The sequence below is a fragment of the Pseudomonas sp. AM8 genome (assembly GCF_036346475.1).
Taxonomy (GTDB): Bacteria; Pseudomonadota; Gammaproteobacteria; order Pseudomonadales; family Pseudomonadaceae; genus Aquipseudomonas; species Aquipseudomonas marginalis.
The window spans coordinates 149346-175267 of the sequence record NZ_JAOTNX010000010.1; the positions used below are offsets into that span (position 1 = coordinate 149346).

Sequence of the window (25922 nt, forward strand, 5' to 3'; positions counted from 1 at the left end):
AGAACTCACAGGTCTGGCCGGCCTGCGAAGCCTCGGGGTGCGGGAGCCCCATGCAGATAAGGAACCCTGAACTAAGCTCACAGTCGCATACACACTGGCACATCGCATCGCGCACAAGGAGTCTGCATGGGCGGTCGTATTTCCATCTGTATCGTCGGTCTGGGTTTAGTGGTGTTGCTGAGCGCGTGTGGCCAGGAAAAAGCTGAGCCCAAGGCCCATTCGCGGGTCTTTGTTCAAACCGTACAACCCGCCGATTTCGCCGCGGCCGTCACGCTGACCGGAGATATCCAGGCCCGCGTGCAAACCGATTTGTCCTTCCGCGTCGGCGGCAAGATCATCCAGCGCATGGTGGATGTAGGCGATCGCGTCAAAGCCAGACAGGTGCTGGCCAGGCTCGATCCCAAGGATTTGCAGACCAACGTCGATTCCGCCCAGGCCCAGGTCGTGGCCGAGCAGGCGCGGGTCAAGCAAACCGCCGCTGCGTTTGTGCGCCAGGAAAAGCTCCTGCCCAAGGGCTATACCAGCCGCAGCGAATACGATTCCGCCCAGGCCGCGCTGCGCAGCAGCCAAAGTGCCCTGGCCGCCGCGCAGGCGCAGTTGGCCAACGCCCGTGAACAACTCGGCTATACCGCGCTGATCGCGGACGCGCCGGGGGTGATCACCGCGCGCCAGGCCGAAGTCGGTCAGGTGGTGCAGGCCACCGTGCCGATTTTCAGCCTGGCCAGCGATGGCGAGCGCGACGCGGTGTTCAACGTCTATGAGTCACTGCTGGTTGAGCCGCCGCCGGATGCGCCGATCACCGTCAGCCTGCTGGATAACCCGAGCATCAAGGCCGTGGGTAAAGTGCGTGAAGTCACGCCTGCCGTGGCCGCCAATACCGGCACGGTGCAAGTGAAGATCGCCCTGCAATCGTTACCCGAAGGCATGCGGCTTGGTTCGGTGGTCAGCGCCACCGCCAATGGCCCGGCCAAGGCGAGTATCGAGCTGCCGTGGTCGGCGTTGACCAAAGACCTCAGCGAGCCCGCCGTATGGCTGGTGGACGGCGAGGGCAAGGCGCAACTGCACAAGGTCACGGTGGCGCGTTACCTCACAGGCAAAGTGATTGTTGGCGACGGCCTCAAGGGCGGCGAAAAAGTCGTGGTGGCCGGTGGGCAATTGCTGCACCCCGGCATGCTGGTCGAGATCGCCCAGCCAGGAGCCCAGCCATGAAGCGCCTGACGGTTGTACTTGCCGCCAGCCTGTTGCTGATGGCCTGTTCAAAGGAAGAACCGGCGCCCGAGCCCTTGCGCCCGGTGCTGTCCATGGAAGTGAAGTCCGAGGACCAGGAAACCCTCGGCCGTTTCGCCGGCGCCATCCAGGCGCGCTATGAAAGCAATCTGGGCTTCCGCGTCCCCGGTCGCATCGCCCGGCGTGCCGTGGATGTGGGCGCCGAAGTGGACAAGGGCGCCTTGCTCGCGGTGCTCGACCCTACCGACCAACAGAACCAGTTGCGCGCCGCCCAAGGCGATTTGGCGCGGGTGCAGGCGCAGTTCATCAACGCCCAGGCCAATGCCCGCCGCCAGCAGGAGCTGTTCAACCGTGGCGTCGGCGCCCAGGCCCAACTGGACGTGGCCCAGACCGACCTGAAAACCACCCAGGCCTCCCTCGACCAGGCCCAGGCTTCGGTCAACCAGGCCAGGGACCAGCTCAACTACGCCGAGCTGCGCACCGACCACGCCGGCATCGTCACCGCCTGGAATGCCGAGGCCGGCCAGGTGGTCAGCGCCGGTCAGCAAGTGGTGACCCTGGCGCGCCCGGACATCAAGGAAGCGGTGATCGACCTGCCCGCCGGCCTCGCCGAGCGCCTGCCAGCAGATGTGGTATTCCTCGTCGCCGGGCAACTCGACCCCAGCGTCCACACCACCGCCACCGTGCGCGAGATCGAACCCCAGGCCCAAAGCGCCACGCGCACCCGTCGCGCGCGCCTGACCCTGGCCGAAACGCCGCCCGCGTTCCGCCTTGGCACGGCGATCAGCGTGACCTTGAGTTCGGCCATCGCCCCACGCATCGAGTTGCCCCTGAGCGCCTTGCAGGAAGTCGACGGCAAGACCCGCATCTGGATCCTCGATACCCAAAGCCAGACCGTGCAACCGCGCGATATCACGGTGCTTAGCCGTGACGCTGACAGCGCCTTGCTCAACGGCGGCGTCAAACCCGGCGAGCGTATCGTCACCGCCGGGGTGAACAGCCTGAAGCCCGGGCAGAAAGTCAAAATCGACGAGGACAGCCCGCGATGAAAGGCAGCTTCAACTTATCCGACTGGGCCCTCAAGCATCAGTCCTTCGTCTGGTACCTGATGTTCGTCGCGCTGCTGATGGGCGTGTTCTCCTACATGAACCTGGGCCGCGAGGAAGACCCCTCGTTCACCATCAAGACCATGGTGATCCAGACCCGCTGGCCGGGCGCGACCCAGGAAGAAACCCTCAAGCAGGTCACCGACCGCATCGAGAAAAAGCTCGAGGAACTCGACGCCCTCGACTATGTGAAAAGCTACACGCGACCGGGTGAATCCACGGTGTTCGTGTTCCTCAAGGACACCACCAGCGCCAAGGCGATTCCGGAGATCTGGTACCAGGTCCGCAAGAAGATCGACGACATTCGCGGCACCTTCCCCCAGGGCTTGCAGGGGCCGTCGTTCAACGACGAATTCGGCGATGTGTTCGGCTCGGTGTATGCCTTTACCGGCGACGGCCTGTCGATGCGCCAGTTGCGCGACTACGTGGAGCAGGTGCGCGCCGAGATCCGTTCGGTGCCGGGGCTGGGCAAGGTCGAGATGATCGGCCAGCAGGACGAAGTGATTTACCTCAACTTCTCCACGCGCAAACTGGCGGCCCTGGGCATCGACCAGCGCCAGGTGGTGCAAAGCCTGCAATCGCAGAACGCGGTGACCCCCGCCGGGGTGATCGAGGCCGGGCCGGAGCGCATCTCGGTGCGTACCTCGGGGCAGTTCGCCTCGGAGAAAGACCTGGCCAACGTCAACCTGCGCCTCAATGACCGCTTCTATCGCCTGGCGGATATCGCCGAGATCAGCCGTGGCTATGTCGACCCGGCGCGGCCGATGTTCCGCTTCAACGGCAAGCCGGCGATTGGCCTGGCCATCGCCATGCAGAAGGGCGGCAATATCCAGTCGTTCGGCAAGGCCCTGCACACGCGCATGGACGAACTGACCGCCGACCTGCCGGTGGGCGTCGGTGTGCATAAGGTCTCCGACCAGGCCGAAGTGGTGGAAGAGGCCGTCGGCGGCTTTACCAGCGCGCTGTTCGAAGCGGTGATCATCGTGCTGGTGGTGAGCTTTATCAGCCTCGGCATGCGCGCCGGGCTGGTGGTGGCGTGCTCGATTCCACTGGTGCTGGCGCTGGTATTCGTGTTCATGGAATACAGCGGCATCACCATGCAGCGTGTGTCGCTGGGCGCGTTGATCATCGCCCTCGGCCTGTTGGTGGACGATGCGATGATCACCGTGGAGATGATGATCACGCGCTTGGAAAAAGGCGAAACCAAGGAGCAGGCGGCGACCTACGCCTACACCTCCACGGCATTCCCGATGCTCACCGGGACCCTGGTGACCGTCGCCGGCTTCGTGCCGATTGGCCTCAACGCCAGTTCTGCGGGCGAATACACCTTTACCCTGTTCGCGGTGATTGCCGTGGCGATGCTGGTGTCGTGGGTGGTGGCGGTGCTGTTTGCGCCGGTGATCGGCGTGCATATCCTCAGCGCCAAGGTCAAACCTCACAGCGCCGAGCCGGGGCGCATCGGCCGCGCGTTCAATGGCGGCATGCTCTGGGCCATGCGCAACCGCTGGTGGGCCATCGGCATCACCGTGGGCCTGTTCGTGGCGTCGGTGTTCTCCATGCAGTTTGTGCAGAACCAGTTCTTCCCGTCGTCGGACCGCCCGGAAATCCTCGTCGACCTCAACCTGCCGCAAAACGCCTCGATCAACGAGACGCGCAAGGCCGTCGACCGCCTCGAAGCGATTATCAAGGACGACCCGGACATTGCACGCTGGAGCACTTATATCGGCCAGGGTGCGATCCGTTTCTACCTGCCCCTCGACCAGCAACTGGAAAACCCCTACTACGCGCAACTGGTGATCGTCAGCAAAGGCCTGGAAGAGCGCGGTGCCTTGATTGCGCGCCTGCAAAAGCGCCTGCGCGACGACTTCGTGGGCATCGGCAGTTTTGTGCAGCCGCTGGAAATGGGCCCGCCGGTAGGGCGTCCGATCCAGTATCGCGTGTCCGGCAAAGACACCGACCAGGTGCGTAAACACGCCATTGAACTGGCGACCCTGCTGGATAAAAACACCCACCTGGGCGAGATCATCTACGACTGGAACGAGCCGGGCAAAGTGCTGCGCATCGACATTGCCCAGGACAAGGCGCGCCAGCTTGGGCTGTCCTCCGAAGACGTGGCGCAACTGATGAACAGTGTGGTCAGTGGTGCTTCGGTAACCCAGGTGCACGACGATATCTACCTGATCAACGTGGTCGGCCGTGCCGAAGACGCCGAGCGCGGTACCCCGGAAACCTTGCAGAACCTGCAGATCGTCACGCCCAACGGCACCTCGATTCCGCTGCTGGCCTTCGCCACTGTGCGGTATGAGCTGGAGCAGCCGCTGGTGTGGCGTCGCGACCGCAAGCCGACCATCACCATCAAGGCCTCGGTGCGCGATGAGATGCAGCCGACCGATCTGGTCAAGCAGCTCAAGCCGGAGATCGACAGGTTCAGCGCCGGCCTGCCGGTGGGCTACAAGGTCGCCACCGGCGGCACCGTGGAAGAAAGCGGCAAGGCCCAGGGCCCGATTGCCAGCGTGGTGCCGTTGATGCTGTTCCTGATGGCGACGTTCCTGATGATCCAGCTGCACAGCGTGCAGAAGATGTTCCTGGTGGCCAGTGTCGCGCCGCTGGGGCTGATCGGCGTGGTGCTGGCATTGATCCCCACGGGCACGCCCATGGGCTTTGTGGCGATCCTCGGCATCCTGGCGCTGATCGGCATCATCATCCGCAACTCGGTGATCCTGGTTACGCAGATCCACGAATATGAAGTGGCCGGCTACACGCCGTGGGACGCGGTAGTGGAAGCCACCGAGCATCGGCGCCGGCCGATCCTGCTCACGGCGGCTGCGGCGAGCCTGGGCATGATCCCGATTGCCCGCGAAGTGTTCTGGGGGCCGATGGCCTACGCGATGATTGGCGGGATCATCATCGCTACCTTGCTGACGCTGCTGTTTTTGCCGGCGCTGTATGTGGCCTGGTACAAGATCCGCGAACCAAAGCAGGAACAACACGGTTAAAAATGTGGGAGGGAGCAAGTCGAATCGTCGCACCGCCCCTCCCACAATTGATCTCAGCTGGGCATTTGAGACGTGGGAAATTTCCGGAAGTGACGCCTGTTGCCCTGGCCAACCGTTGAGTGCTTTACCCTTCGACCTCCACCTCTCAACGGTCGCCTGCCATGAACCGTCTGCGTCTTACCTCGCTGATCTGCTGCTTGTTCCTGTCGCCCCTGGCCTCTGCCGGCACCGTATTGGAAAACCCGTTGTGGCGAGTCGAACTCGATCCGGCCACCCTCGCCATCCGTGTGACACCCAGTGGCCAGCCGCAGGTGCAGGCCTCCAACGGTGTAGCGGCGCGTGCTGTCAGTCAACTTGCACAAAACGCGCAACAGGCCAGTTGGCAATGGGATGACGGTGCCTATCGCGTGACTGCCAGCCTTGAGCAGCGCGACCTGGTGCTGTCGATCACGGCGCGGGAAGCCGGTGAGCTGCCGATTCTTCTGCAACCGCCGAGCGCCATGGGCCGAGGGTTGATGTGGCCGTTGGCCGAAGGGCATTACGTGCCGGCCGGCAATGCCATGTGGAACGCTTTCCTGGTGGCGCAGGGTGACATCAACACCACCCAGGACCTCAGCCTGCCGCTGTGGGGCGTCGATCACGGCGCCTTCACCCTCAACTGGCTGCTGACCAATCCCTATAACAACCGCCTGCGCTGGCGGGGCCAGGCGTTGTCGCTGGCCCATGAGTTCACCTCGCTCGGGCCTGCCGCCCCCATGACCCTGCTGTTGCACCTGGGCGAAAGCGATCCGCTGGCCGGGGCCAAGCGCTATCGCCGATGGCTGGTCGAGCAGGGGCGCTATGAACCCCTGGCAGACAAGCTGCGGCAAACCCCTGGGGCTGAAAAGCTGCTGGGCGCCAGCCATGTCTACCTGTGGGGCAATGACCTGCTGGCGCCGGAGGATGTGCGTGATTGGCCGTTGTTGCTCCAGCGCTTGCGCGCTCATGAACTCAGAGGCCTGTTGGACAAGGACTCCGCAGCGCTGCTGGCGCAGCCCCGCGCCTTGAATCGCTACGAGCAAAGCGTGCTGTTACGCGGCCTCAATGCCGCGATCAATAGGAAGGCCCGGCAGAGTTGGCAGGTGGACGAGCCCGATATGAGCCGTCTTGCCGCGCGCTACGGCGAGTTGCGTCGCGAATTGGCCGTGGACTTTGCCGGTGCCCTGCGCGATAGCCCCGGCACCTGGGGCAGCCAGGTGGTACAGACGCTGCGCGACGCCGGGCTGCCACGCTTGATGCTGACCCTGGGCGAAGGCTGGGAAGGCGGCCTCTGGCACCCCGAGACCATCCGCGCCGGTGTCGACGCCGGCTACCTGATGGCGCCCTACGACTCCTACCAAACCGCGTTGTCCGCCACCGAAAACCCCGACTGGACCACCGCCCACCTGGGCAGCCAGGCTTACCGCGACTGCGCCATCGTGTTGAAGGACGGCACACCCAAGACCGGCTTCCAGCAGTCCGGCCACTACACCGACCCGCGCTGTGTGCGACCTCTGTTGGAGGCGCGGGTGAAAGCCGTGCAGGCCGTTGCCGGCTTCAACGCCTGGTTTCTCGATGCGTACGCCACCAGCATGCTGTTCGACAGTTACCGCGACAGCGCACCGATGACCCAGGCGCAAAACGCCGAAGGCAATATCGATGCAGCCCGTTGGCTGAACACCACGCTGCAATTGCCGACCGGCTCCGAAGACGGCAACGCCATCACCGCCCAGGGCATCCTGTTCGCCCATGGCATGCAAACCCCGGTGCTGGGCTGGGGGGATCGCGACATGACCCAGGACAAACAGTCGCCCTACTACGTGGGCAACTGGTACCCGCCGGAGCAACCGGCGGTGTTCTTCAAGTCGGTGCCGCTGAACGAGCCGTTTCGCACCCTCTACTTCGACCCGACGCTGCGCCTGCCGCTGTATCAGGCGGTGTTCCATGGCTCGGTGATCACCACCCATCACTGGCTGTTCGACAGCCTCAAGCTGAGCAATGTACGGGCTGAAAATGAGCTGACCCAACTGCTCTACAACGTGCCGCCGCTGTATCACCTGAGTGCTGCGACGCTCAAGGCGCGGCTGCCGCTGATCCAGCGCCAGGATCGATTTTTCCGACCGTTGCATGAGCGCCTGGCCACCCAGGCGATGACCGGGTTTCGCTGGCTGACGGCGGATCGGCAGGTGCAGGAAACCACGTTTGCCGATGGCACGCGGTTGGTGGCGAATTTTTCCACGGGGTCGAGAGAGGGGTTTGCGGCGAGGAGTGTGACAGCGGTGGTGGATGGGACATCGGTGGTGTATCAGGTGCAGTAGTGGTGTGTAGCAGTCCGTCATCGGGAGCAAGCCCCCTCCCACAGGGGAATGCATTCCAAATGTGGGAGTGGGCTTGCCCAGACTTAAACCTTGCGCCAAACGCTGGCCAACCAAGGCTGCTGATCCCGAGGCAATCCCGCCGGCCGGTAGTAGTGCTCCAACTCTTCAAACCCCGCCGTCGTCAGCAATGCCTGCCACGCCTTCAAGTCGTGATAAGAACCATACCGCGGCCCATTCCAGCCTTCCTGGTTCTCACCCCGTGGATTGGAACTGAACAGCACACCGCCAGGCTTCAACGCCCCATGCAGTTGCTTGAGCACACGGGGCAGTTCCTGCTTGGGGATATGAAACAGCACTGCATTGGCAAAGATCCCGTCAAAGCGTTCGGCGGGTAAATCCAGCTTGAGGAAGTCCTGCTGCAACACCTCACAGCCGCTGTCTTCGCGCGCCATCTGCGCAAACCGCTCGGAACCATCCAGGCCGACGGCGATATGCCCCAGGCGCGTAAAGGTCTGCAAATCCCGCCCCGGCCCGCAGCCGAAATCCAGCACGGTAAAGGGCGCCGAGCCCTGGATATGGCGCAGCAGCGCGTCGATGTTCTGGCTCACATCGTGATCGCGGGTGCCTTCACGGAAATCCTCGGCCACCTTGTTGTAGTGGCCGAGGGTGGTGGACGTGATCTGGTCGAGGTCGTCGGGCTTGAGGGGCATGGTGATGAATACCGGGCGCTGAGATGGCCCGACTATACCTCACCTCTTGTTCAGCACTCGCGCCAGGCGATCGCCGCCGAGTTGAATCACCGCCACCAGGATCACCAGCAGCACAATCACCGTGAGCATGATCTGCGTATCAAAGCGCTGGTAGCCATAGCGATAGGCAATGTCGCCCAAGCCACCGGCCCCGATCGCCCCGGCCATGGCCGACGAGTTGATCATGGTCACCAGGGTGATGGTGAACCCGCCGACAATCCCTGGCAGCGCTTCGGGCAGCAGCACATGCCAGATGATGTGCCAGCGTCGGCAACCCATGGCCTGGGCAGCTTCGATCAGGCCGTGGTCGACCTCGCGCAGACTCACTTCGGCGATCCGCGCAAAAAAAGGCGTGGCGGCGATGGTCAGCGGGACGACCGCCGCCCACACCCCATAGGTGGTGCCGACGATCAGCCGCGTGAACGGGATCAGCGCCACCATCAGGATCAGGAACGGAATCGAGCGGAACAGATTGACGAACGCCCCCAGCACCCGATTCAGCGCCGGCGCCTGGTAGATGCCGCCTTTGTCGCTGGTCACCAGAAACACCGCCAGCGGAATGCCCACCAGCAAGGCGATCAACGATGACACGCCGACCATCAACAAGGTGTCGATGGCGCCTTGCACCAAACGATCAAACCACATAGCCCAGCACCTCCACCTGTTGTGCCCAGTTCGCAGCGCGGTTTCGCAGTTCTTCGGTGCCATGGGGCGAGCCATTCACCGCCAGCAGCAGTTGCCCCAAGGCGTGCCCCTGAATCCGCTCGACACCGCCCTGCAGCAGACGCACCCGCCCGCCGAGGGCGCTGAACAGCGCGGCCAGGTCCGGTTCATCGCTGGCACTGCCGGTGAACTGCAAGCGCAGCACCACGGCGGCGTCCGGTGATTCAGGCTGGGTGTGCAAACGGCTTTGCAGTTCTTCAGGCAGCCCATGTTGCAGCGGCGCCAGCAGGGTCTGGCTGACCTCGTGCTGCGGGTTGCCGAACACTTGCCACACCGGGCCTTGCTCGACGATGCGCCCGTGTTCCAGCACCACCACGCGGTCGCAGATGTCGCGGATCACCGCCATCTCATGGGTGATCAAGACGATGGTCAGGCCCAGGCGTCGGTTGATCTCGCGCAACAGGCCGAGGATCGATTGGGTGGTCTCCGGGTCGAGGGCCGAGGTGGCTTCGTCGCACAGCAGGATCTGTGGGTCGTGCACCAGCGAACGGGCGATGCCCACGCGCTGTTTCTGCCCGCCGGACAGCTGCGCCGGGTAGGCCTTGTGCTTGTCCTGCAAGCCGACCAATTCCAGCAGCTCACGCACCTTTTGCTCACGCTGGGGCTTGGGCACGCCGGCGACTTTCAGCGGCAACTCGACGTTCTGCCACACGGTCTTGGCCGACATCAGGTTGAAGTGCTGGAAGATCATGCCGATACGCCGACGCAGCGCTACCAGGTGGTCTTCGTCGAAGTCGCCGATGTCCACCTGATCGATCAGCACGCGCCCGCTGCTGGGTTGTTCCAGGCGGTTGATGGTGCGGATCAGCGAGGATTTGCCGGCGCCGCTGCGGCCGATAATACCGAACACTTCACCGTGCTGGATCGCCAGGTCGATGCCTTGCAAGGCATGCACGCCGCCGTCGTAGGTCTTGCCCAGGTTGATAAAGCGCACGTGCGCGCGGTTCAGGTCCGGATGCAGTTCTGTCTGTTCGGCGTCCCTGGGCGGTGAGCCCAGGTCGCGCAGTCGAGCGTGGGCGGCGGTCATTTTTTATCTTCCCAACCGACTTGGTAGAGCTTGCCGAGGGATTTATCCAGGGCGGCACGCACCACCGGCGAGTGCTGGTAGATGTCGACGAACTTGATCACGCGCGGGTCGGTTTTGCTTTTTGGCTGGATCACGAACTGGATCACGTATTCCGGGTGGTCGAGGCCGTCGAACAGCAGCGCCGACTCGGCATCGAAGGTCTTGGACAGGCGGATGTAGGCCGGGTAGCCCTGCACCAGGTCGGCATCGTCATAGGCGCGCACCAGTTGCACGGCCTCGACTTGCAGGATCTTGATCTTCTTCGGGTTGCTGACGATGTCTTCTTCGGTGGCCTTGTAGCCCACGCCCGGCTTGAGGGTGATCAAGCCGGCCTTGGCCAGCAGTTGCAGGCCGCGACCGCTGTTGATCGGGTCGTTGGCAATCGCCACGCTGGCGCCCTGGGGCAGGTCGTTGATGCTTTTGTACTTTTTCGAATACAGCCCGACGTTGTTGATGATGCCCGGCGCGTACGGCACCAGGTCAAAACCGGCGGCGGCCTTGGCGTTTTCCAGGAACGGGATGTGCTGGAAGTAGTTCACGTCAATATCGCCGGCGGCCAGGCTGACGTTGGGGGCGATCCAGTCGGTGAACTCCACCAACTCGACCTTAAGGCCTTGCTTGCCGGCTTCGGCGACTGCGGCTTCGAGGGGAATCGCGAAGGCGGCGGTGGTGCCGATTTTCAACGGCGCATCGGCGGCGAACACCGCCGAGCTGAACAACCCGAAGGCCAGGGCCAGTGCTTTGACTGGGTGGGAGAGCAGTGTTTTTTTCATGGTCGATTTCCAGTCATAAGGTATTTGTACAAACAGTGGAGATCCACTGTGGGAGGGGGCTTGCTCCCGATAGCGGAGTGTCAGCAAACCAATCCGGTGACTGATACACCGCTATCGGGAGCAAGCCCCCTCCCACATTTTTCAATCAGTGGCGGTAGGTCGAGCCGGTGTGTTGTTCGGGTAGACGGGCGCTGCCTTGGAAGACTTTTTCTCTTAACGTTCCTTGCTCATAGGCGGTCTTGTACGACCCCCGCCTCTGCAACTCCGGCACCACCAGGTCGATAAAATCCACATAGCTTTCCGGCGTGACAATGCGCGTCAGGTTGAAGCCATCCAGCCCGGTTTCGCTGATCCAGGATTCCAGCTCGTCGGCGACCTGTTCGGGCGAGCCGACCAGGGTGATATAGCGTCCGCCGAGGGCGTGCTGCTCGAGTAATTTGCGCCGGGTCCAGTCGTTGTTTTGCAGGTTCTTGGTGGCCGACTGGATCGCGTTGCTCTTCACGTACTGGATCGGTTCGTCGATTTCGTATTGGGAAAAATCAATCGCGGTGGACGCCGAAAAATGCGCCACGCCGGCTTCTGCGCTGGCATAGCTCAGGTATTCGGCGTGCTTGGTCCAGGCCAGTTCTTCGGTGGCGCCGACGATCACGTTCAGCCCCATGAACACCTTGATGTCATCCGGGTTGCGCCCGGCCTCGACCGCGCTGGCGCGCACCTTGTCCACCTGCACCTTGGTCGCGGCCTTGTTCTGGCCGCTGATGAATACGCACTCGGCATGGCGCCCGGCGAACAATAGGCCACGGTCCGAACTGCCGGCCTGGAACAGCACCGGCGTACGCTGCGGCGACGGTTCGCACAGGTGATAACCCTCGACCTGGTAGAACTCGCCATGGTGCTCGACCTTGTGCACCTTGCCCGGCTGCGCGTAGACCCGCGCCTGCGGATCGTTGAGCACCGCGTCGTCTTCCCAGCTGCCTTCCCAGAGTTTGTAGAGCACTTCCAGGTATTCATCGGCCTGGTCGTAGCGCCGGTCATGCTCGACCTGTTCGGTGAGGCCCATGGCCTTGGCGGCACTGTCGAGGTAGCCGGTGACGATGTTCCAGCCGACCCGGCCACGGCTCAGGTGGTCGAGCGTGGACATGCGCCGGGCGAACAGGTACGGCGGCTCATAGGTGAGGTTGGCGGTGAGGCCGAAGCCGAGGTTGCGGGTCACGGCGGCCATCGCCGAAACCAGCAGCAGCGGGTCATTGACCGGCAGCTGGATCGACTCCTTGAGCGGCACATCGATGGAGTTCTGGTACACGTCATACACGCCGACGATATCGGCGATGAACAAACCGTCGAACAGCCCGCGCTCCAGGGTTTGCGCGAGGTCGGTCCAGTACTCGATGCTTTTGTACTGGGTGGACGTGTCCCGTGGATGGGTCCACATACCGTGGTTGATATGCCCGATGCAGTTCATGTTGAAGGCATTGAGCAGGATCTTTTTCTTTGCCATCAAATGGTCCCCCGCAGTGGCGGGTTTTCAGCGTTGAGGTAGTAATTGCCCACAGCGTGGTACTTCCAGCGCACCGGGTCGTGCAGGGTGTGCACGCGGGCGTTGCGCCAGTGGCGGTCGAGGCCGTGCTCGGCGAGGGTGGCCTGGCTGCCGGCCAGCTCGAACAGGGTGCTGCCGGCGGCCAGGGAAATCTCGGTGCTCAAGGCGCGGACTTCAGCGACGGCGATGGACGCCGCCGCCACGGTCTCTGCATTGCTGTCGGCCTGGGCGCGGTCGAGGTATTCACCCGAACGCTCCAGCAAGGCTTCAGCGGCGTGCAGGCGAATGCTCAGGTGGCCGAAGCTCTTCAGGGTCAGTGGGTCTTCGGTGGCCTTGTCGTTGCCGGAGTCAATCCACGGGCGGGTCTTGGTGCGCACAAAGTGCAGCGCATCTTCAAAGGCGGCGCGGGCGATGCCGGTGTCGATGGCGGCGTGAAGAATCTGCGCCAGCGGGCCGACCGTGGTCGGGCGTTCGAAAGCGCTCTGGAACGGGATCACGTCGTGGGCGGCGACCCACACGTTATCGAACACCACCGAGCCGCTGCCGGTGGTGCGCTGGCCGAAGCCGCTCCAGTCGTCAATGACCGTCAAGCCTTCGCTGTCGCGGGGCACGAAGGCCAGTTGCTGGATGCCGTGTTCATCCACCACCGAGGTAGGAATGCGCTGGGCATAGATCGCGCCGGTGGCGTAGAACTTGCGGCCGGTGATGCGGAAGCCGTCGCCGTCGCGGGTGATGGACGTAACACGGTCGTGGGCGGTCCTGGTGCCCAGTTCCGCCAGGGCGTTGCCGAAACGCTGGCCGGCGAGTACTTCGGCGTACAGGCGTTGTTGCTGTTCAGGGCTGCCATTCACGCGCAGCACTTCGAGGGCATAGAAATGGTTTTGCGGAATCTGGCCCAGGGAGGCATCCGCCTGGGCGATCAGGGCAATGACCTTGGCCAGGGTGACGTTGGACACGCCCGCGCCACCGTACGCCTTGGGCACACTGATGCCCCACAGGCCGGAGCGCGAGAACACGTCCAGTTCGGGCAGCGGCAGGCGGCGTTCGCGGTCGCGCTGGGCGCTGTCGCGGCGCAAGTCTTCGGCCAGGTCGCTGGCGACAATAAGGGCTTGTTCGTCGCTGGTGATAACCGCGACACGGTGAGAAAAGGTCATGAGTTTCTCCAGAGGTCTGGTCGGTTAAATCCAGGAATGGCGAGCCGGCAACGTGCCGTTCAAGCGATAGGCGCCGACGGCGTGATACTTCCAGCGCACCGGGTCGTGCAGGGTGTGCACCCGGGCGTTGCGCCAGTGACGGTCGAGGTTGAATTCGGCGAGGGTGGCGCGGCTGCCGGCCAGTTCGAAGAGTTTTTCGCTGACCAGCAACGACACTTCAGTGGTGAGCACCTTCGCTTCGGCCACGGCAATCGACGCACGCGCGGCGGACTGTGCGGTGATCGGCGCGGCGCTGACCTGGTCCAGCACTTGCCCGGCCTTGCGCAACAGCGCTTCGGCGGCGTGCAGTTCGATCTTCAGCTTGCCGATATCGGCGATCACGTAGAGGTCATCGCTGGCGCGCTCGACCTTGGCATCAATCCACGGGCGCGAACGCTCCCGCACAAAGGCGATGGTGTCATCCAGCGCGCCACGGGCGATGCCGGCGTCGATGGCGGCCTGGATCAGTTGGGAAACGGCGCCCTGGATAGTCGGGCTTTCGCCGATACGCCAGTTGTCTACGACCAGTTCGGCGTCCACGGGCACGCGGTCCAGCAGCACGGTGCCGCTGGCGGTGGTGCGTTGGCCGAAGCCCGACCAGTCATCCACGATGCGCAGCCCTGCGGTGCCACGGCGTACAAACGCCATGACCTGCCTGCCGTCGTCGTTCAGCGCCTTCACGGCCACCCAATGGGCAAACAGTGCGCCGGTTGAATAGAACTTCTGGCCGCTGATCACGTAACCGTCGCCTTGGGCGGTGATGCGCGCCTTGAGCTCCAAGGTGTTCCTGGTGCCGCGTTCCGGGCCGCCATTGCCGATGCGCCAGCCGTCGAGGACGCTCTGGAACAGTTGCTCTTTCTGGCGCTCGGTGGCGGCGCCCTGCAACACCTGCAGGATGCCGAAATGGTTCTGCGGGATCTGCCCGAGGGCCGGGTCTGCCGCGCTGATGATCGCGAACACCTCCGCCAGGGTGGTGTACGACACCTGTGGGCCGCCGTATTCGCGGGGGATGGAAATACTGCCCAGCCCACTGCGGGTGAATTGTTCGATCTGCGCCCACGGCAGCTTGCGTTGCTGGTCACGCTGGGCGGCGTGCAGGCGAGCGGCCTGGGCCAGCTCATGGGCAGCCTGCAGCGCCTCTGCATCGTTGCGCAGCACAGCGGCCGGCAACAGCAGGGGAGCAACGTCCAGATCACGCTGGGGGGGTGTTAGAGCCAAGTTAGACATCAGCGCCGCTCCTTGGCTGCACGTAATGCCCTGGCGTTATGCACCGGGGTAATTCTGACCATACCGACCTCGCATTCAATGAAATAAAAACAGAAAAATCAGAGATGTCCGGTGGTCCGGTGCATATACCCTAAGCGTGTTAAATATTTAAATAAACTAACTTTTGGGAATATGCATAGAAGGTCTGTCACCCCGGTTCACAGGGCGAGCCGAGGGGCCGTGGTTGGTAGACCCGCGCGGTCCCGGCCGGCTGGCTCGGCGCGCAGGCGGCAATGCGTAACGTGCGCGTGGGCGCCCAGCGTGAATTGTTGCCGACACGATCGAGAATGCAGTACGTCACCTCCAGGCGGCTGTCATCACCGGCCTCGACAATCACCGTCGAAGGCACCCACACCTGCACGACCACCCCGACGGCCTTGGCCTGGATCCGTGGCAGGTCCATGCGTACATCTCCCCAGCGCAGGGTGATGGCATCGCCCGTGGCCATGTTCAGGTAAGGCGCGATGGTCAGCGGAATACCCCGTCGCACCTGGCGACCGTTGACGCCGTAGCGACGGATGGTCTCGGGCAAACCGACGGGGGCGAGGTTGTGGTTTTCGTCGCTGTACAGGGGGGAGGGCTGGCCACCGGGGTATCGGGTCTTTACACACACACCTTTCACGGCCGAGCGGGCAGGTGCACGACCGACTTGCATGACCTGGTAATGCACCTGGGCCAGGCCGTCCTGCACAAAACTTTCCGGCACCCGCAGATGGGTCGGTGAGCCGACCTTGCACGCGCTCACCCTGCGTGAGGCGGCAAAGCAGTTGTTCCAGAACAGTTCGATCAAGTCGCCCTCATCCATGCCGGGGTAAGGCGCGATGTCCACCTGCAGTTGACTGGCCGCCAGTGCGTTGATGCCGTGCCGGTTAGCCTGGGGCAAGGTGGGGGCTGTGAGCAGGGCCGGGGTTGCAGTGCGCGTCATAAGTAATCTCCTTGATGCAGCCAGCAGCAATCGTTCCAGCCCCGCGGCGCGGGTGCGCAGGTGGGCTGAAAGGAACGATTCAGTGAGTAGCCGGGATAGGATCCAATCCTCTGGACGCTAGATAAGAGGGTTGGCCAAGGAGCGTCAATGGCGGCAAAAGGCTAAACGGCGGGTTGGAGCAGATTCAGAAGGGTCTGACTGGGCGGGGGGTTTTTGGATCAGGGAGACGGCGGGTTTACGCGTGGATGGCGAGGATTTCCTGTAGGAGCCGATTGTGTGATGAGGGAGCAAGCTCCCTCGGCACATCAGTGGGCGAGGAACTTGCTCAGGAACTGCCGGGTGCGTTCTTCCTTGGGGTTGGCGAACAACGCCTTGGCTTCGCCTTGCTCCACGATCACGCCCTTGTCGAAGAAGATCACCCGGTTGGCCACATCACGGGCAAAGCTCATTTCGTGGGTGACGATGACCATGGTGCGGTTTTCTTCGGCGAGGCTGCGGATGGTCGCCAGCACTTCGCCCACCAGCTCCGGGTCCAGCGCCGAGGTGGGTTCGTCGAACAGGATCACCTCCGGCTCCATGGCCAGCGCGCGGGCAATCGCCACGCGCTGTTGCTGGCCGCCGGACAGGCGTCGTGGGTAGGCGTCTTCCTTGCCCGCCAGGCCGACCCTGGCCAACAGCTTGCGCCCAAGGGCAACAGCGGCTTCACGGGGCATCTTCTTGACCACGGTCGGCCCTTCGATGACGTTTTCCAGCGCTGTGCGGTGGGGGAACAGGTTGAAGTTCTGGAACACAAAACCCACGTGCTGGCGCAGGCGCCGCACCAGGCCTTGTTGCTGGTTGAGCGGTTTGCTGCCGTCGATCTGGATGTCGCCCACCTTGATCCGGCCGCTGGTGGGTTCTTCGAGGAAATTCAGGCAGCGCAGGAAGGTGGTCTTGCCGGAGCCGCTGGGGCCGATGATGGCAACGACTTCGCCTTCCTTGACCTCCAGGTCGATGCCGTTGAGCACCACCTGGCCGTTGAACTGTTTGGTCAGTTTTTCAACCACGATCATGCTTCAAGACTCCAGGTCATGCCGGTTGACCCGGTCTTCCAGGCGGTTTTGGAAATGCGCCAGGATGCTGGCCAGCACCCAGTAGATCAGGGCGGCGGATAGATACATGGTGAAAATTTCGAAGGTGCGCGCAGACACCAGTTGAGCCTGGCGGAATAGTTCTGGCACCTGGATGGTGGCGGCCAGCGCGGTGTCCTTGACCAGCGAAATAAAGCTGTTGCCCAACGGTGGCAGGGCGGTGCGCATTGCCTGTGGCAGGATGGCCCGGCGCAGGGTCTGTGCACGGGTCATGCCGATACTGGCAGCGGCTTCCCATTGGCCACGCTCGATGGAGGCGATGGCGGCCCGCAGGATTTCACAGGCGTAGGCGGCCATGTTCAGTGAAAAGCCGATCATGGCGGCCGGGATCGGATCCAGCTCGATGCCCACTTGCGGCAAGCCGTAGTAGATCAGAAACAGCTGTACCAGCAAGGGCGTGCCGCGAAAGAACGACACGTAGACGCGGGCTGTCCAGCTCAGCAGTTTGAAGCGCGACAACCGCATCAAGGCCAGGCCGAAGCCCAGCAGCAAGCCGAAAAACATCCCGCCAAGGCTGAGAATCACCGTGTAATACGCGCCCTTGAGCAGAAAGGGCGCGGAGTCCAGCGCGAGTTGGAAACCTGCTTCCATTATTGAGTGACGTCAGCGTTGAAGTACTTCTCGGACAGCTTCTTCAAGGTGCCGTCGGCGCGCAGCTTGTCGAGGGCCTTGTTCACCGCTTCAAGCAGCTCGGGCTCGCCTTTGCGCAGGGCGATACCGGCTTCCTGGCGGGAGAAGGCGTCGCCGGCAGCGGCGGTGTCCGGGGCTTTCTTGGCGTATTCCAGGGCGGCCAGGCGGTCGATCAGGATGGCGTCGATACGGCCGATGCGCAGGTCCTGGAACTTGGTCGGGTCATCGTTATAGGTCTTGATAATGGCTTTGGGTTGGTTGTCCTTGAGCCATTGTTCGTAGTTGGTGCCCAGGCCTACCCCGACTTTCTTGCCGGCCAGGTCGTCGGCGGTCTTGATGGTGTCGACGTTCTTTTTCAGCACCAGCGCCTGGATACCGGACACGGTGTAGGGCGTGGAAAAGTCGTATTTCTTCTTGCGCTCTTCGGAGATGGTGACTTGGTTGACCACCGCATCCAGGCGCTTGGATTCCAGGGCGGCGAGGATGCCATCCCATGGCGTGGCTTGCAGCTTGACCTTCACGCCCAGCTCTTTGGCCAGGGCCTCGGACAGCTCGACTTCGAAGCCGCTGAGCTTGCCACTTTCATCGACGAAGCTGAACGGCGGGTAGGTGCCTTCCAGGCCGATTTTGATCTCGCCGGCCTTTTTGATGTTGCCCAGTTGCTCGCCGGCAACCGCCTGGCCCAGCCAACCGGCGCCGAGCGCCAGACCCAAAGTGCCAACCAGCAACGTGCGACGCAATACAGAAATAGTCATGAAGAGCCCCTGTGTTTTTTATGTTGAGCGAAGCAGGTGACGCGGTAGTCGTATCCTGCCTTAAAGCGCGTAGCGCGTCTTCGCCTGCGGCGCGATGATAAAGCCGGGTTTTAAGACTTGAAAATAATATTAAACTCAATTGATATTCTATTTTTGAATATGTGTTGAGTCTAATGTGGGAGGGGGCAAGCCCTAATGCCAGTCAGTTAAGCGTACATCGCCTCCTGTAGGAGCGAGCTTGCTCGCGAAAAACGTCAACGATAACGCGTGCTTCCTGAATGAACGCGGCGCCTGTGAGTTTTTCGCGAGCAAGCTCGCTCCTACAAAAAGCCTTAACTGACTGGCATTAGGGCTTGCCCCCTCCCACATTTGGCCCGCATTTATTCAGTTGAAAACCGAGTCATAGGCAAACAACGCCGGTGCCCCGCCGGTATGCAGGAAAATAATCGGCCCGTCTTCAAAACGCTGACGCCCGATACCGTCCAGCAAGCCGGCCATGGCCTTGCCAGTGTAGACCGGGTCCAGCAGCAGGCCTTCCTGGCTTGCCAATAGCTTGACCGCCGAAAGGGTGCCGGCGTTGGGTTCGCCATAACGGGGGCCGAAATACTCGTCCCACAGGATCACCTTGAACGCGTCGGGGATGTCCACACCGAGCAACTCGGCCGTGCGTTCGGCCAGGCCCTGGACTTTCGGGAACTGCGCTTCTTCGGTGCGCGATACGGTGATGCCGATCACGGGCAACTGCGGCAGTACTTCGCTTAATGCCAAGGCCAGGCCGCTGTGGGTGCCGGCACTGCCGGAGGCCAGCACCACGGCGGCGAATTCGATACCGCTGTCTTCGATCTGTGCGGCCAGCTCCAGGCCGGCGCGCACGTAACCGAGGGCGCCGAGGGCATTGGAACCGCCGATAGGCACCAGGTACGGCTTCTTGCCGTTGCTGCGCAGGCGATCGGCAAGGGCGTTGAGTTGGTCGTCGACGTTGTCGAGGTTTTCCACCAACTCTACCTTGGCGTCGAACAACTCCAGCAGCAGGCGGTTGCCGTTGCCCAGGTAGTTGGGGTCTTCGGTGCCGGTGGGGTTTTCCAGCAGGGCGACGCAGCCCAGGCCGAGCCTGGCGGCGAGGGCGGCGGTCTGGCGTACGTGGTTGGACTGGATCGCGCCGGCGGTCACCAGGGTGTCGGCGCCCTGGGCGATGGCATCGGCTGCCAGGTATTCGAGTTTGCGCAGCTTGTTGCCACCCATGGCCAGCGGCGTGGTGTCGTCGCGCTTGACGTAGATGTCGCGTCCCAACCAGGTCGACAGCCGTTCGAGTTTTTCCAGGGCGGTGGCGCCGCCGAGCAGTTCCAGGCGGTTAAAACGGTCGAGCTGTTGCTTGATCATGGCTACGCACGGTGGCTAAGGGATGGAGCGACTATAGGCAGGCACTTTTCATCGGGCAACCGTGAATCGCTTATGCCTGATGGTTCTTAGCATCACACCATTGGTTCTTAAGGGCGGCCAGGGTGGATACCGTAAAGTGATGGCCATTACGTCAGGAGTGAATACCGTGAGTGAGCGTTCCAGCCATTGGCAGTTACAGACCATCGTCAGCCAACTGCGCAGCGCCCGTGACCAGTGGCGAACACGCAATGGCCGCTTGAGCGGCGAGCATGGCGGTCGCGAATTGCCGTCCCGTGAAGCCGTTGCCCAGATTCTCGAGTCCCTCTGCGGTGCGCTGTTTCCGATGCGCCTGGGGCCGGCGGACTTGCGTGAAGAAAGTGAAGATTTCTACGTCGGCCATACCCTCGACGTCGCCCTGAATGCCTTGCTGGTCCAGGCGCGCCTGGAGTTGCGCTATGCCGCGCGCCAGGGCGGCGAGGATGACAGCCAGATCGACGCCCATGCCATCCGGCTGATCCAGGATTTCGCCCTGGCCTTGCCGTCCCTGCGCAGCCTGTTGGACACCGACGTACTCGCCGCCTACCACGGCGACCCGGCCGCGCGCAGCGTGGATGAAGTGCTGTTGTGCTACCCGGGGATCCTCGCGGTGATTCACCATCGCCTGGCCCACCACCTGTACCGCGCCGGCTTGCCGCTGCTGGCACGGATCAGCGCGGAAATCGCCCACTCGGCCACCGGCATCGATATCCACCCCGGCGCGCAGATCGGCCCGAGCTTCTTCATCGACCACGGCACGGGCGTGGTGATCGGTGAAACCGCGATCATCGGCGAGCGGGTGCGCATCTATCAGGCCGTCACCTTGGGGGCCAAGCGCTTCCCGGCGGATGAAGATGGGCAACTGCAGAAGGGCCATGCGCGCCACCCGATTGTCGAGGACGACGTGGTGATCTATGCCGGGGCGACGATTCTCGGACGCATCACCATCGGCAAGGGGTCGACCATTGGCGGCAATGTGTGGCTGACCCGCAGTGTGCCGGCGGGGGCGAATATTACGCAGGCGAATCTGCAGCATGACGACGGTGCGCAGAAGTAGAGCCCTACGCAGATCCCCTGTGGGAGGGGGCTTGCTCCCGATAGCGGAGTGTCAGTTGGTACATCCATTGACTGACACACCGCCATCGGGAGCAAGCCCCCTCCCACATTGTTAGCCTCATTCCAGATTTACCCCGCAATCACTGAACGATTTACCTCTTCCACCCGTCATACCAATCCTTGAGCTAGTGTAGGAATTATCTACCACTCAGCCCTGCGATTAGTCCCAGACCGCCTACCTATGTTTAACTTGAACGTTCGTTCAAGTTAAACCCGGTGGTTCGCTGCCCGCTCACAACAGGAGGCTTACCTTTGCTGAGTCCGTTTTATACAGCCACATCCCTCACCCTCGGGGTGCATCGTTCATGAGTGCATCGTCCACCCCATCCAGCGGCCTGGTGCGCATGAATGCGCCGGTCTTCTACTTTGCCGCCACCTTCATCTTGCTCTTCGGCATCACTGTCATCGCTATCCCGCAACAGGCCGGGGCCTGGTTGCTGGCGGCGCAAAACTGGGCGGCCAACACGGTCGGCTGGTACTACATGCTGGCGATGACCCTGTATCTGGTCTTCGTGGTGGTCACCGCGCTATCGGGCTACGGCAAGATAAAACTCGGTGCCGACCACGACGAGCCCGAATTCAGTTACCTGTCCTGGGCCGGCATGCTGTTCGCCGCCGGGATCAGCATCACGTTGTTCTTCTTCTGCGTGTCCGAGCCGCTGACGCACCTGGTGCAACCGCCCCAGGGCGAGGCCATGAATGCCGACGCCGCGCGCCAGGCCATGCAGGTGCTGTTCCTGCACTGGGGCCTGCACGGCTGGGGCGTGTTTGCATTTGTCGGCATGGCGCTGGCGTATTTCGCCTACCGGCATAACCTGCCGCTGGCGTTGCGCTCGGCGCTGTACCCGCTGATCGGCAAGCGCATCAATGGCCCTATCGGCTATGCGGTGGATGGCTTCGGCATCATTGCCACGGTGTTCGGCCTGGGTGCCGATATGGGCTTTGGCGTACTGCACCTCAATTCCGGCCTCGACTACCTGTTCGGCGTTGCCCACACCCAGTGGATCCAGGTCGGCTTGATCACCCTGATGATGGGCGCGGCGATCCTGGTCGCCGTGGCCGGCGTCGACAAGGGCGTGCGGGTGATGTCCGATATCAACATGCTGCTGGCCTGCGCGCTGCTGCTGTTCGTGTTGTTCGCCGGGCCGACCCAGCACTTGCTCAATACCCTGATCCAGAACATTGGTGACTACCTGGGCGCATTGCCGACCAAGAGTTTCGATGTGTACGCCTACGACAAACCGAGCGACTGGCTGGGCGGCTGGACGGTGTTCTACTGGGCCTGGTGGATTGCATGGTCGCCATTCGTAGGCCTGTTTATCGCGCGCATTTCCCGTGGCCGGACCATCCGCGAATTCGTGTTCGGTGTGCTGCTGATCCCGCTGGGTTTCACCCTGGCGTGGATGTCGATTTTCGGCAACAGCGCCATCGACCAGGTGCTCAACCACGGCATGACTGCACTCGGCCAGTCGGCCATCGATGATCCGTCGATGAGCCTCTACCTGCTGCTGGAAACCTACCCGTGGAGCAAGACGGTGATCGCGGTCACGGTGTTCATCAGCTTCGTATTCTTCGTAACTTCCGCTGACTCGGGCACCGTAGTGCTGTCCACCCTCTCGTCCAAAGGCGGCAACGCCGATGAAGACGGGCCGAAATGGCTGCGGGTGTTCTGGGGTGCGATGACCGCGCTGGTCACCAGTGCCTTGCTGTTTGCCGGCAGTATTGATTCGCTGAAATCGGCGGTGGTGCTGACCTCGTTGCCGTTCTCGCTGATCCTGCTGCTGATGATGTGGGGGCTGCACAAGGCCTTCTACCTCGAGTCGCAAAAGCAGATTGCGCAGTTGCATTCGCTGGCGCCGGTGTCGGGCTCCCGCAAGGGCACCGGCGGTTGGCGCCAGCGTTTGAGCCAGGCCGTGCATTTCCCGTCGAGGGACGAGGTGTACCGGTTCCTTGAGACCACGGTGCGTCCGGCGATCGAAGAAGTGACGGCGGTGTTTGTCGAAAAAGGCCTCAACGTCGTCACCCAGCCGGACCCGTCCAACGACAGCGTCAGCCTGGAAATCGGTCACGGCGAAGAGCATCCGTTCGTGTACCAGGTGCAGATGCGCGGCTATTTCACGCCCTCATTTGCACGCGGCGGCATGGGTTCCAAGCAGCTCAACAATCGCCGCTACTACCGCGCGGAAGTGCACCTGAGCGAGGGCAGTCAGGACTACGACCTGGTGGGCTACACCAAGGAGCAGATCATCAACGACATCCTCGACCAGTACGAGCGCCACCTGCAGTTCCTGCACTTGGTGCGCTGACGTTAAACTCCCCGCAAAGCCCCGTTCTACGGGGCTTTCTTAAACTTAATTTCATCCGTCAAGACGCTGTTTTGACGCGTAACTGTCATCTGGCCACTGCGTAATTGTGTGAAGCGTTTGACGCTTTCATTTCAGAACAGTGACGGAGACCGGTACCCATGAAGACGTTTTTAAGCCCTGTGGTGGGAGCCGCCATGGCGAGCTTTATGCTGTCCGCCCACGCCGATTTTATCGATGACAGCCACGCCGACGTGACCCTGCTCAACCGCTATCTCAACCAGCAGGGACGGGACGTGGTGGGCAGCAATGCCAAGGCCCATAGCATTCGGGATTGGGGCCAGGGTTTCGAGTTCAACTTCAAGTCCGGCTACACCGAGGGGCCGGTGGGCTTCGGCCTCGATCTACAGGCGTTCTACGGCCTGAAACTGGACTCCGGCGGCGACCTCAACGACAAGGATCACCAGGGCCGCTACCCCGGCAGCATGTTCCCACTGGACAACGGCAAATCCGCCGATCAGTTCGGCGTGCTCAGCCCGACGTTCAAGATGCGCTTTGCCAAGGATGAGTTGCGCGTCGGTACGCTGTACGGTAACAACCCGATACTCGCCAACACGGACGGGCGCCTTTACCAGCAGACCAATACCGGTGTGCAACTGGTGTCCAAGGATCTCAGCGACTTCACCTTCACCGGCGGCGATATCTTCAAGACCAAGATCCGCAACGAAACCGGCGACCAGGGCATGATCACCGCTGGCGGGACCAAAGAGAGCGACCGCTTCCTGTTCGGCGGTGCGGATTACACCGGGATACAGAACACCACTGTCAGCCTGTGGTACTCCAACCTTGAGGACTACTACCAGCAGTTTTTCCTCGGTGCCAAGCGCCATGACGCCTTGTCGGTCGGTGCGATCGATACCGACGTGCGCGTGTTCCGCAGCCTGGGTGTGGGCGGCAACGCCGACGGCGACAAGGACTTTGCCGCAGCGGGCCTGTATGGCGACGGCGTGAACAAGGGCCGCATCAACCAGTCCACCGTCAGCCTGCTGGAAAGCTACAGCCTGGACGGCCATACCGTCGGCCTGGGCATCCAGAAAAACAGCGGCGACAGCGACTTCCCGTACCTCGACTCCGGCCTTAACAGCGGTGACGCGCGCCAAGGCCCAGGCTCGGGTGCCGACACCCCGGCGCTGACCAACATGCAGTTGAACAAATTCCAGCATGCCGGCGAACGGACCTGGCTGGCGCAGTACAGATATGATTTGGGCAAACTCGGCCTCAACGGCCTGACGTTCTCCGCCGCCTACGCCCACGGCGATGACATCCGCACCGCCCAGGGCACCACCAGCGAATGGGAGCGAAACGTGGCGGTGGCGTATCAAGTGCCGACCGGTACCCTCAAAGGCCTTGGCGTCACGTGGAAAAACGCCCACGCCAGTCCGGACATTACCGGTGCCACCGTGCAGGATGAAAACCGCTTCTATGTCAGCTATGTCGTTCCACTCTGGTAGGAAATTGCTGTAAAACGGAAGGGCAGACTTAAGCGATTCAGCTGGTTAAAAGGCCTGGGAATATCGTTATTCCCAGGCCTTATTTGCCTACGTCCAAGAGAGGATTCGATGACTTACATTGCTGCCGAAAACCGCTATGAATCTATCCCGTATCGCCGCGTAGGCCGCAGTGGACTGGTGCTGCCGGCACTGTCCCTGGGGCTGTGGCACAACTTTGGCGACAGCACCCCGATCGACACCCAGCGCGCCCTGCTGCGCACCGCGTTCGACCTGGGCATCAACCACTTCGATCTGGCCAACAATTACGGCCCACCCTACGGCAGCGCCGAGATCAACTTCGGTCGTTTGCTGCGCGAAGACTTCAAGCACTACCGCGACGAATTGATCATCTCCAGCAAGGCTGGCTGGGACATGTGGCCGGGCCCTTACGGCCAGGGCGGCGGCTCACGCAAATACGTGCTGGCAAGCCTGGACCAGAGCCTGCAACGCCTGGGCGTCGACTACGTGGACATTTTCTACTCCCACCGTTTTGATGCCGATACGCCCCTGGAAGAAACCGCCAGCGCCCTCGCCACCGCCGTGCAACAGGGCAAGGCGTTGTACATCGGTATCTCGTCTTACTCCGGGGTGAAAACCCGCGAAATCGCCGCGCTGCTCAAAGAGTGGAAGGTGCCGCTGCTGATCCACCAACCGGCCTACAACCTGCTCAACCGCTGGGTGGAAAAAGACCTGCTGGACACCACCGAAGAACTCGGCGCCGGAGTGATTGCCTTCACGCCACTGGCCCAGGGTTTGCTCACCGACAAGTACCTCAATGGCGTGCCGGCCGACGCACGGGTCAACCGCCCGGGGGGTGGTTCGTTGCAGGCCAAGCACCTGTCTGAAGCCAACCTTGCCCACGTACGTGCGCTGAACGAAATCGCCCAGCGCCGTGGCCAGAGCCTGGCGCAATTGGCGCTCGCCTGGACCTTGCGCGACCCACGGGTGACCAGCGCGCTGATCGGCGCCAGCCGGCCGGAGCAGATCATCGAGAACGTCGGCGCGTTGAAGAACTTGAGCTTCAGTGCGGAAGAACTGGCGGAGATCGATCGGTTTGCGCAGGAAGGCGGAATCAACTTGTGGGAAAAGCCATCCAGCGCGGAATAACCTGATAGCGCCGGGTCA

General features: G+C 62.4%; 20 protein-coding genes. 8 read left to right on the forward strand and 12 right to left on the reverse strand.

The features are described from left to right. Positions 1–126: 126 nt before the first annotated feature. The 4 genes from V3W40_RS23010 (at position 127) to V3W40_RS23025 (ending at position 7665) form a co-directional block, all read left to right on the forward strand. Positions 127–1209 carry an efflux RND transporter periplasmic adaptor subunit gene (locus V3W40_RS23010; RefSeq protein WP_065948527.1) on the forward strand — a complete coding sequence of 361 codons (1083 nt, stop codon included), beginning with the start codon at positions 127–129 and terminating at the stop codon, positions 1207–1209. Further along, entirely contained in the window at positions 1206–2276 is a 1071-nt protein-coding gene (locus tag V3W40_RS23015; RefSeq protein WP_065925836.1) for an efflux RND transporter periplasmic adaptor subunit, read from the forward strand. Before V3W40_RS23010 ends, V3W40_RS23015 begins: the two co-directional genes overlap by 4 nt. Continuing rightward, a complete protein-coding gene (locus V3W40_RS23020; protein WP_330215691.1) occupies positions 2273–5329 on the forward strand; it encodes an efflux RND transporter permease subunit in 3057 nt (1018 codons plus the stop codon). The genes V3W40_RS23015 and V3W40_RS23020 overlap by 4 nt, the downstream gene beginning before the upstream one ends. Positions 5330–5490: 161 nt before the next feature. Then, entirely contained in the window at positions 5491–7665 is a 2175-nt protein-coding gene (locus V3W40_RS23025) for a glycoside hydrolase (RefSeq protein ID WP_330215692.1), read from the forward strand. 83 nt (positions 7666–7748) lie between these two features. Here the strand turns inward: V3W40_RS23025 and V3W40_RS23030 are convergent, their stop codons facing one another. The 12 genes from V3W40_RS23030 to V3W40_RS23085 all read right to left on the reverse strand — a co-directional run bounded on the left by V3W40_RS23030 (position 7749) and on the right by V3W40_RS23085 (position 19792). After that, a complete protein-coding gene (locus tag V3W40_RS23030; RefSeq protein WP_065925833.1) occupies positions 7749–8375 on the reverse strand; it encodes a class I SAM-dependent methyltransferase in 627 nt (208 codons plus the stop codon). Between the two features lie 39 nt (positions 8376–8414). After that, on the reverse strand, positions 8415–9059 hold the full coding sequence (locus V3W40_RS23035) for a methionine ABC transporter permease (RefSeq protein WP_016974994.1): 645 nt from the start codon (positions 9057–9059) through the stop codon (positions 8415–8417). Then, positions 9049–10164, reverse strand: a complete 1116-nt coding sequence (locus tag V3W40_RS23040; RefSeq protein ID WP_065941081.1) for a methionine ABC transporter ATP-binding protein — start codon at positions 10162–10164, stop codon at positions 9049–9051. Before V3W40_RS23040 ends, V3W40_RS23035 begins: the two co-directional genes overlap by 11 nt. After that, the gene (locus V3W40_RS23045) at positions 10161–10976 is read right to left on the reverse strand and encodes a MetQ/NlpA family ABC transporter substrate-binding protein (protein ID WP_065941082.1); all 816 of its coding nucleotides are present in this window, start codon (positions 10974–10976) and stop codon (positions 10161–10163) included. The genes V3W40_RS23040 and V3W40_RS23045 overlap by 4 nt, the downstream gene beginning before the upstream one ends. A 145-nt stretch (positions 10977–11121) precedes the next feature. Further along, the gene (locus V3W40_RS23050; protein WP_330215693.1) at positions 11122–12474 is read right to left on the reverse strand and encodes an LLM class flavin-dependent oxidoreductase; all 1353 of its coding nucleotides are present in this window, start codon (positions 12472–12474) and stop codon (positions 11122–11124) included. Continuing rightward, positions 12474–13667: an SfnB family sulfur acquisition oxidoreductase gene (locus tag V3W40_RS23055; protein ID WP_330215694.1), complete on the reverse strand. Its 1194-nt coding sequence runs from the start codon at positions 13665–13667 to the stop codon at positions 12474–12476. The genes V3W40_RS23050 and V3W40_RS23055 overlap by 1 nt, the downstream gene beginning before the upstream one ends. A 24-nt stretch (positions 13668–13691) precedes the next feature. Continuing rightward, positions 13692–14933, reverse strand: coding sequence for an SfnB family sulfur acquisition oxidoreductase (locus tag V3W40_RS23060; RefSeq protein WP_065925828.1), 1242 nt, complete (start codon positions 14931–14933; stop codon positions 13692–13694). A gap of 187 nt (positions 14934–15120) precedes the next feature. Next, a complete protein-coding gene (locus tag V3W40_RS23065; RefSeq protein WP_137212723.1) occupies positions 15121–15897 on the reverse strand; it encodes a hypothetical protein in 777 nt (258 codons plus the stop codon). A gap of 305 nt (positions 15898–16202) precedes the next feature. Continuing rightward, on the reverse strand, positions 16203–16949 hold the full coding sequence (gene tcyN, locus V3W40_RS23070; RefSeq protein WP_027607834.1) for an L-cystine ABC transporter ATP-binding protein TcyN: 747 nt from the start codon (positions 16947–16949) through the stop codon (positions 16203–16205). Positions 16950–16952: 3 nt separating this feature from the next. Next, on the reverse strand, positions 16953–17618 hold the full coding sequence (gene tcyL / locus V3W40_RS23075; RefSeq protein WP_032884921.1) for a cystine ABC transporter permease: 666 nt from the start codon (positions 17616–17618) through the stop codon (positions 16953–16955). Further along, positions 17618–18412 (reverse strand): cystine ABC transporter substrate-binding protein, encoded by a 795-nt coding sequence (tcyJ, locus tag V3W40_RS23080; protein ID WP_027607832.1) that lies wholly within the window; start codon positions 18410–18412, stop codon positions 17618–17620. The genes tcyL and tcyJ overlap by 1 nt, the downstream gene beginning before the upstream one ends. A gap of 384 nt (positions 18413–18796) precedes the next feature. After that, positions 18797–19792, reverse strand: coding sequence for a D-cysteine desulfhydrase (locus tag V3W40_RS23085; RefSeq protein ID WP_065948523.1), 996 nt, complete (start codon positions 19790–19792; stop codon positions 18797–18799). Positions 19793–19958: 166 nt separating this feature from the next. Here V3W40_RS23085 and epsC point away from each other — a divergent pair, with 166 nt between their 5' ends. The 4 genes from epsC (at position 19959) to mgrA (ending at position 25904) form a co-directional block, all read left to right on the forward strand. Next, on the forward strand, positions 19959–20885 hold the full coding sequence (gene epsC, locus V3W40_RS23090; RefSeq protein ID WP_330215695.1) for a serine O-acetyltransferase EpsC: 927 nt from the start codon (positions 19959–19961) through the stop codon (positions 20883–20885). Positions 20886–21288: 403 nt separating this feature from the next. Continuing rightward, a complete protein-coding gene (betT, locus tag V3W40_RS23095) occupies positions 21289–23250 on the forward strand; it encodes a choline transporter BetT (RefSeq protein ID WP_162844283.1) in 1962 nt (653 codons plus the stop codon). Positions 23251–23408: 158 nt separating this feature from the next. Beyond that, complete coding sequence (locus V3W40_RS23100) at positions 23409–24758, forward strand: OprD family outer membrane porin (protein ID WP_330215696.1); 1350 nt, start codon at positions 23409–23411, stop codon at positions 24756–24758. A 108-nt stretch (positions 24759–24866) separates the two neighbouring features. Further along, a complete protein-coding gene (gene mgrA / locus V3W40_RS23105; protein ID WP_092489293.1) occupies positions 24867–25904 on the forward strand; it encodes an L-glyceraldehyde 3-phosphate reductase in 1038 nt (345 codons plus the stop codon). Positions 25905–25922 lie beyond the last annotated feature (18 nt).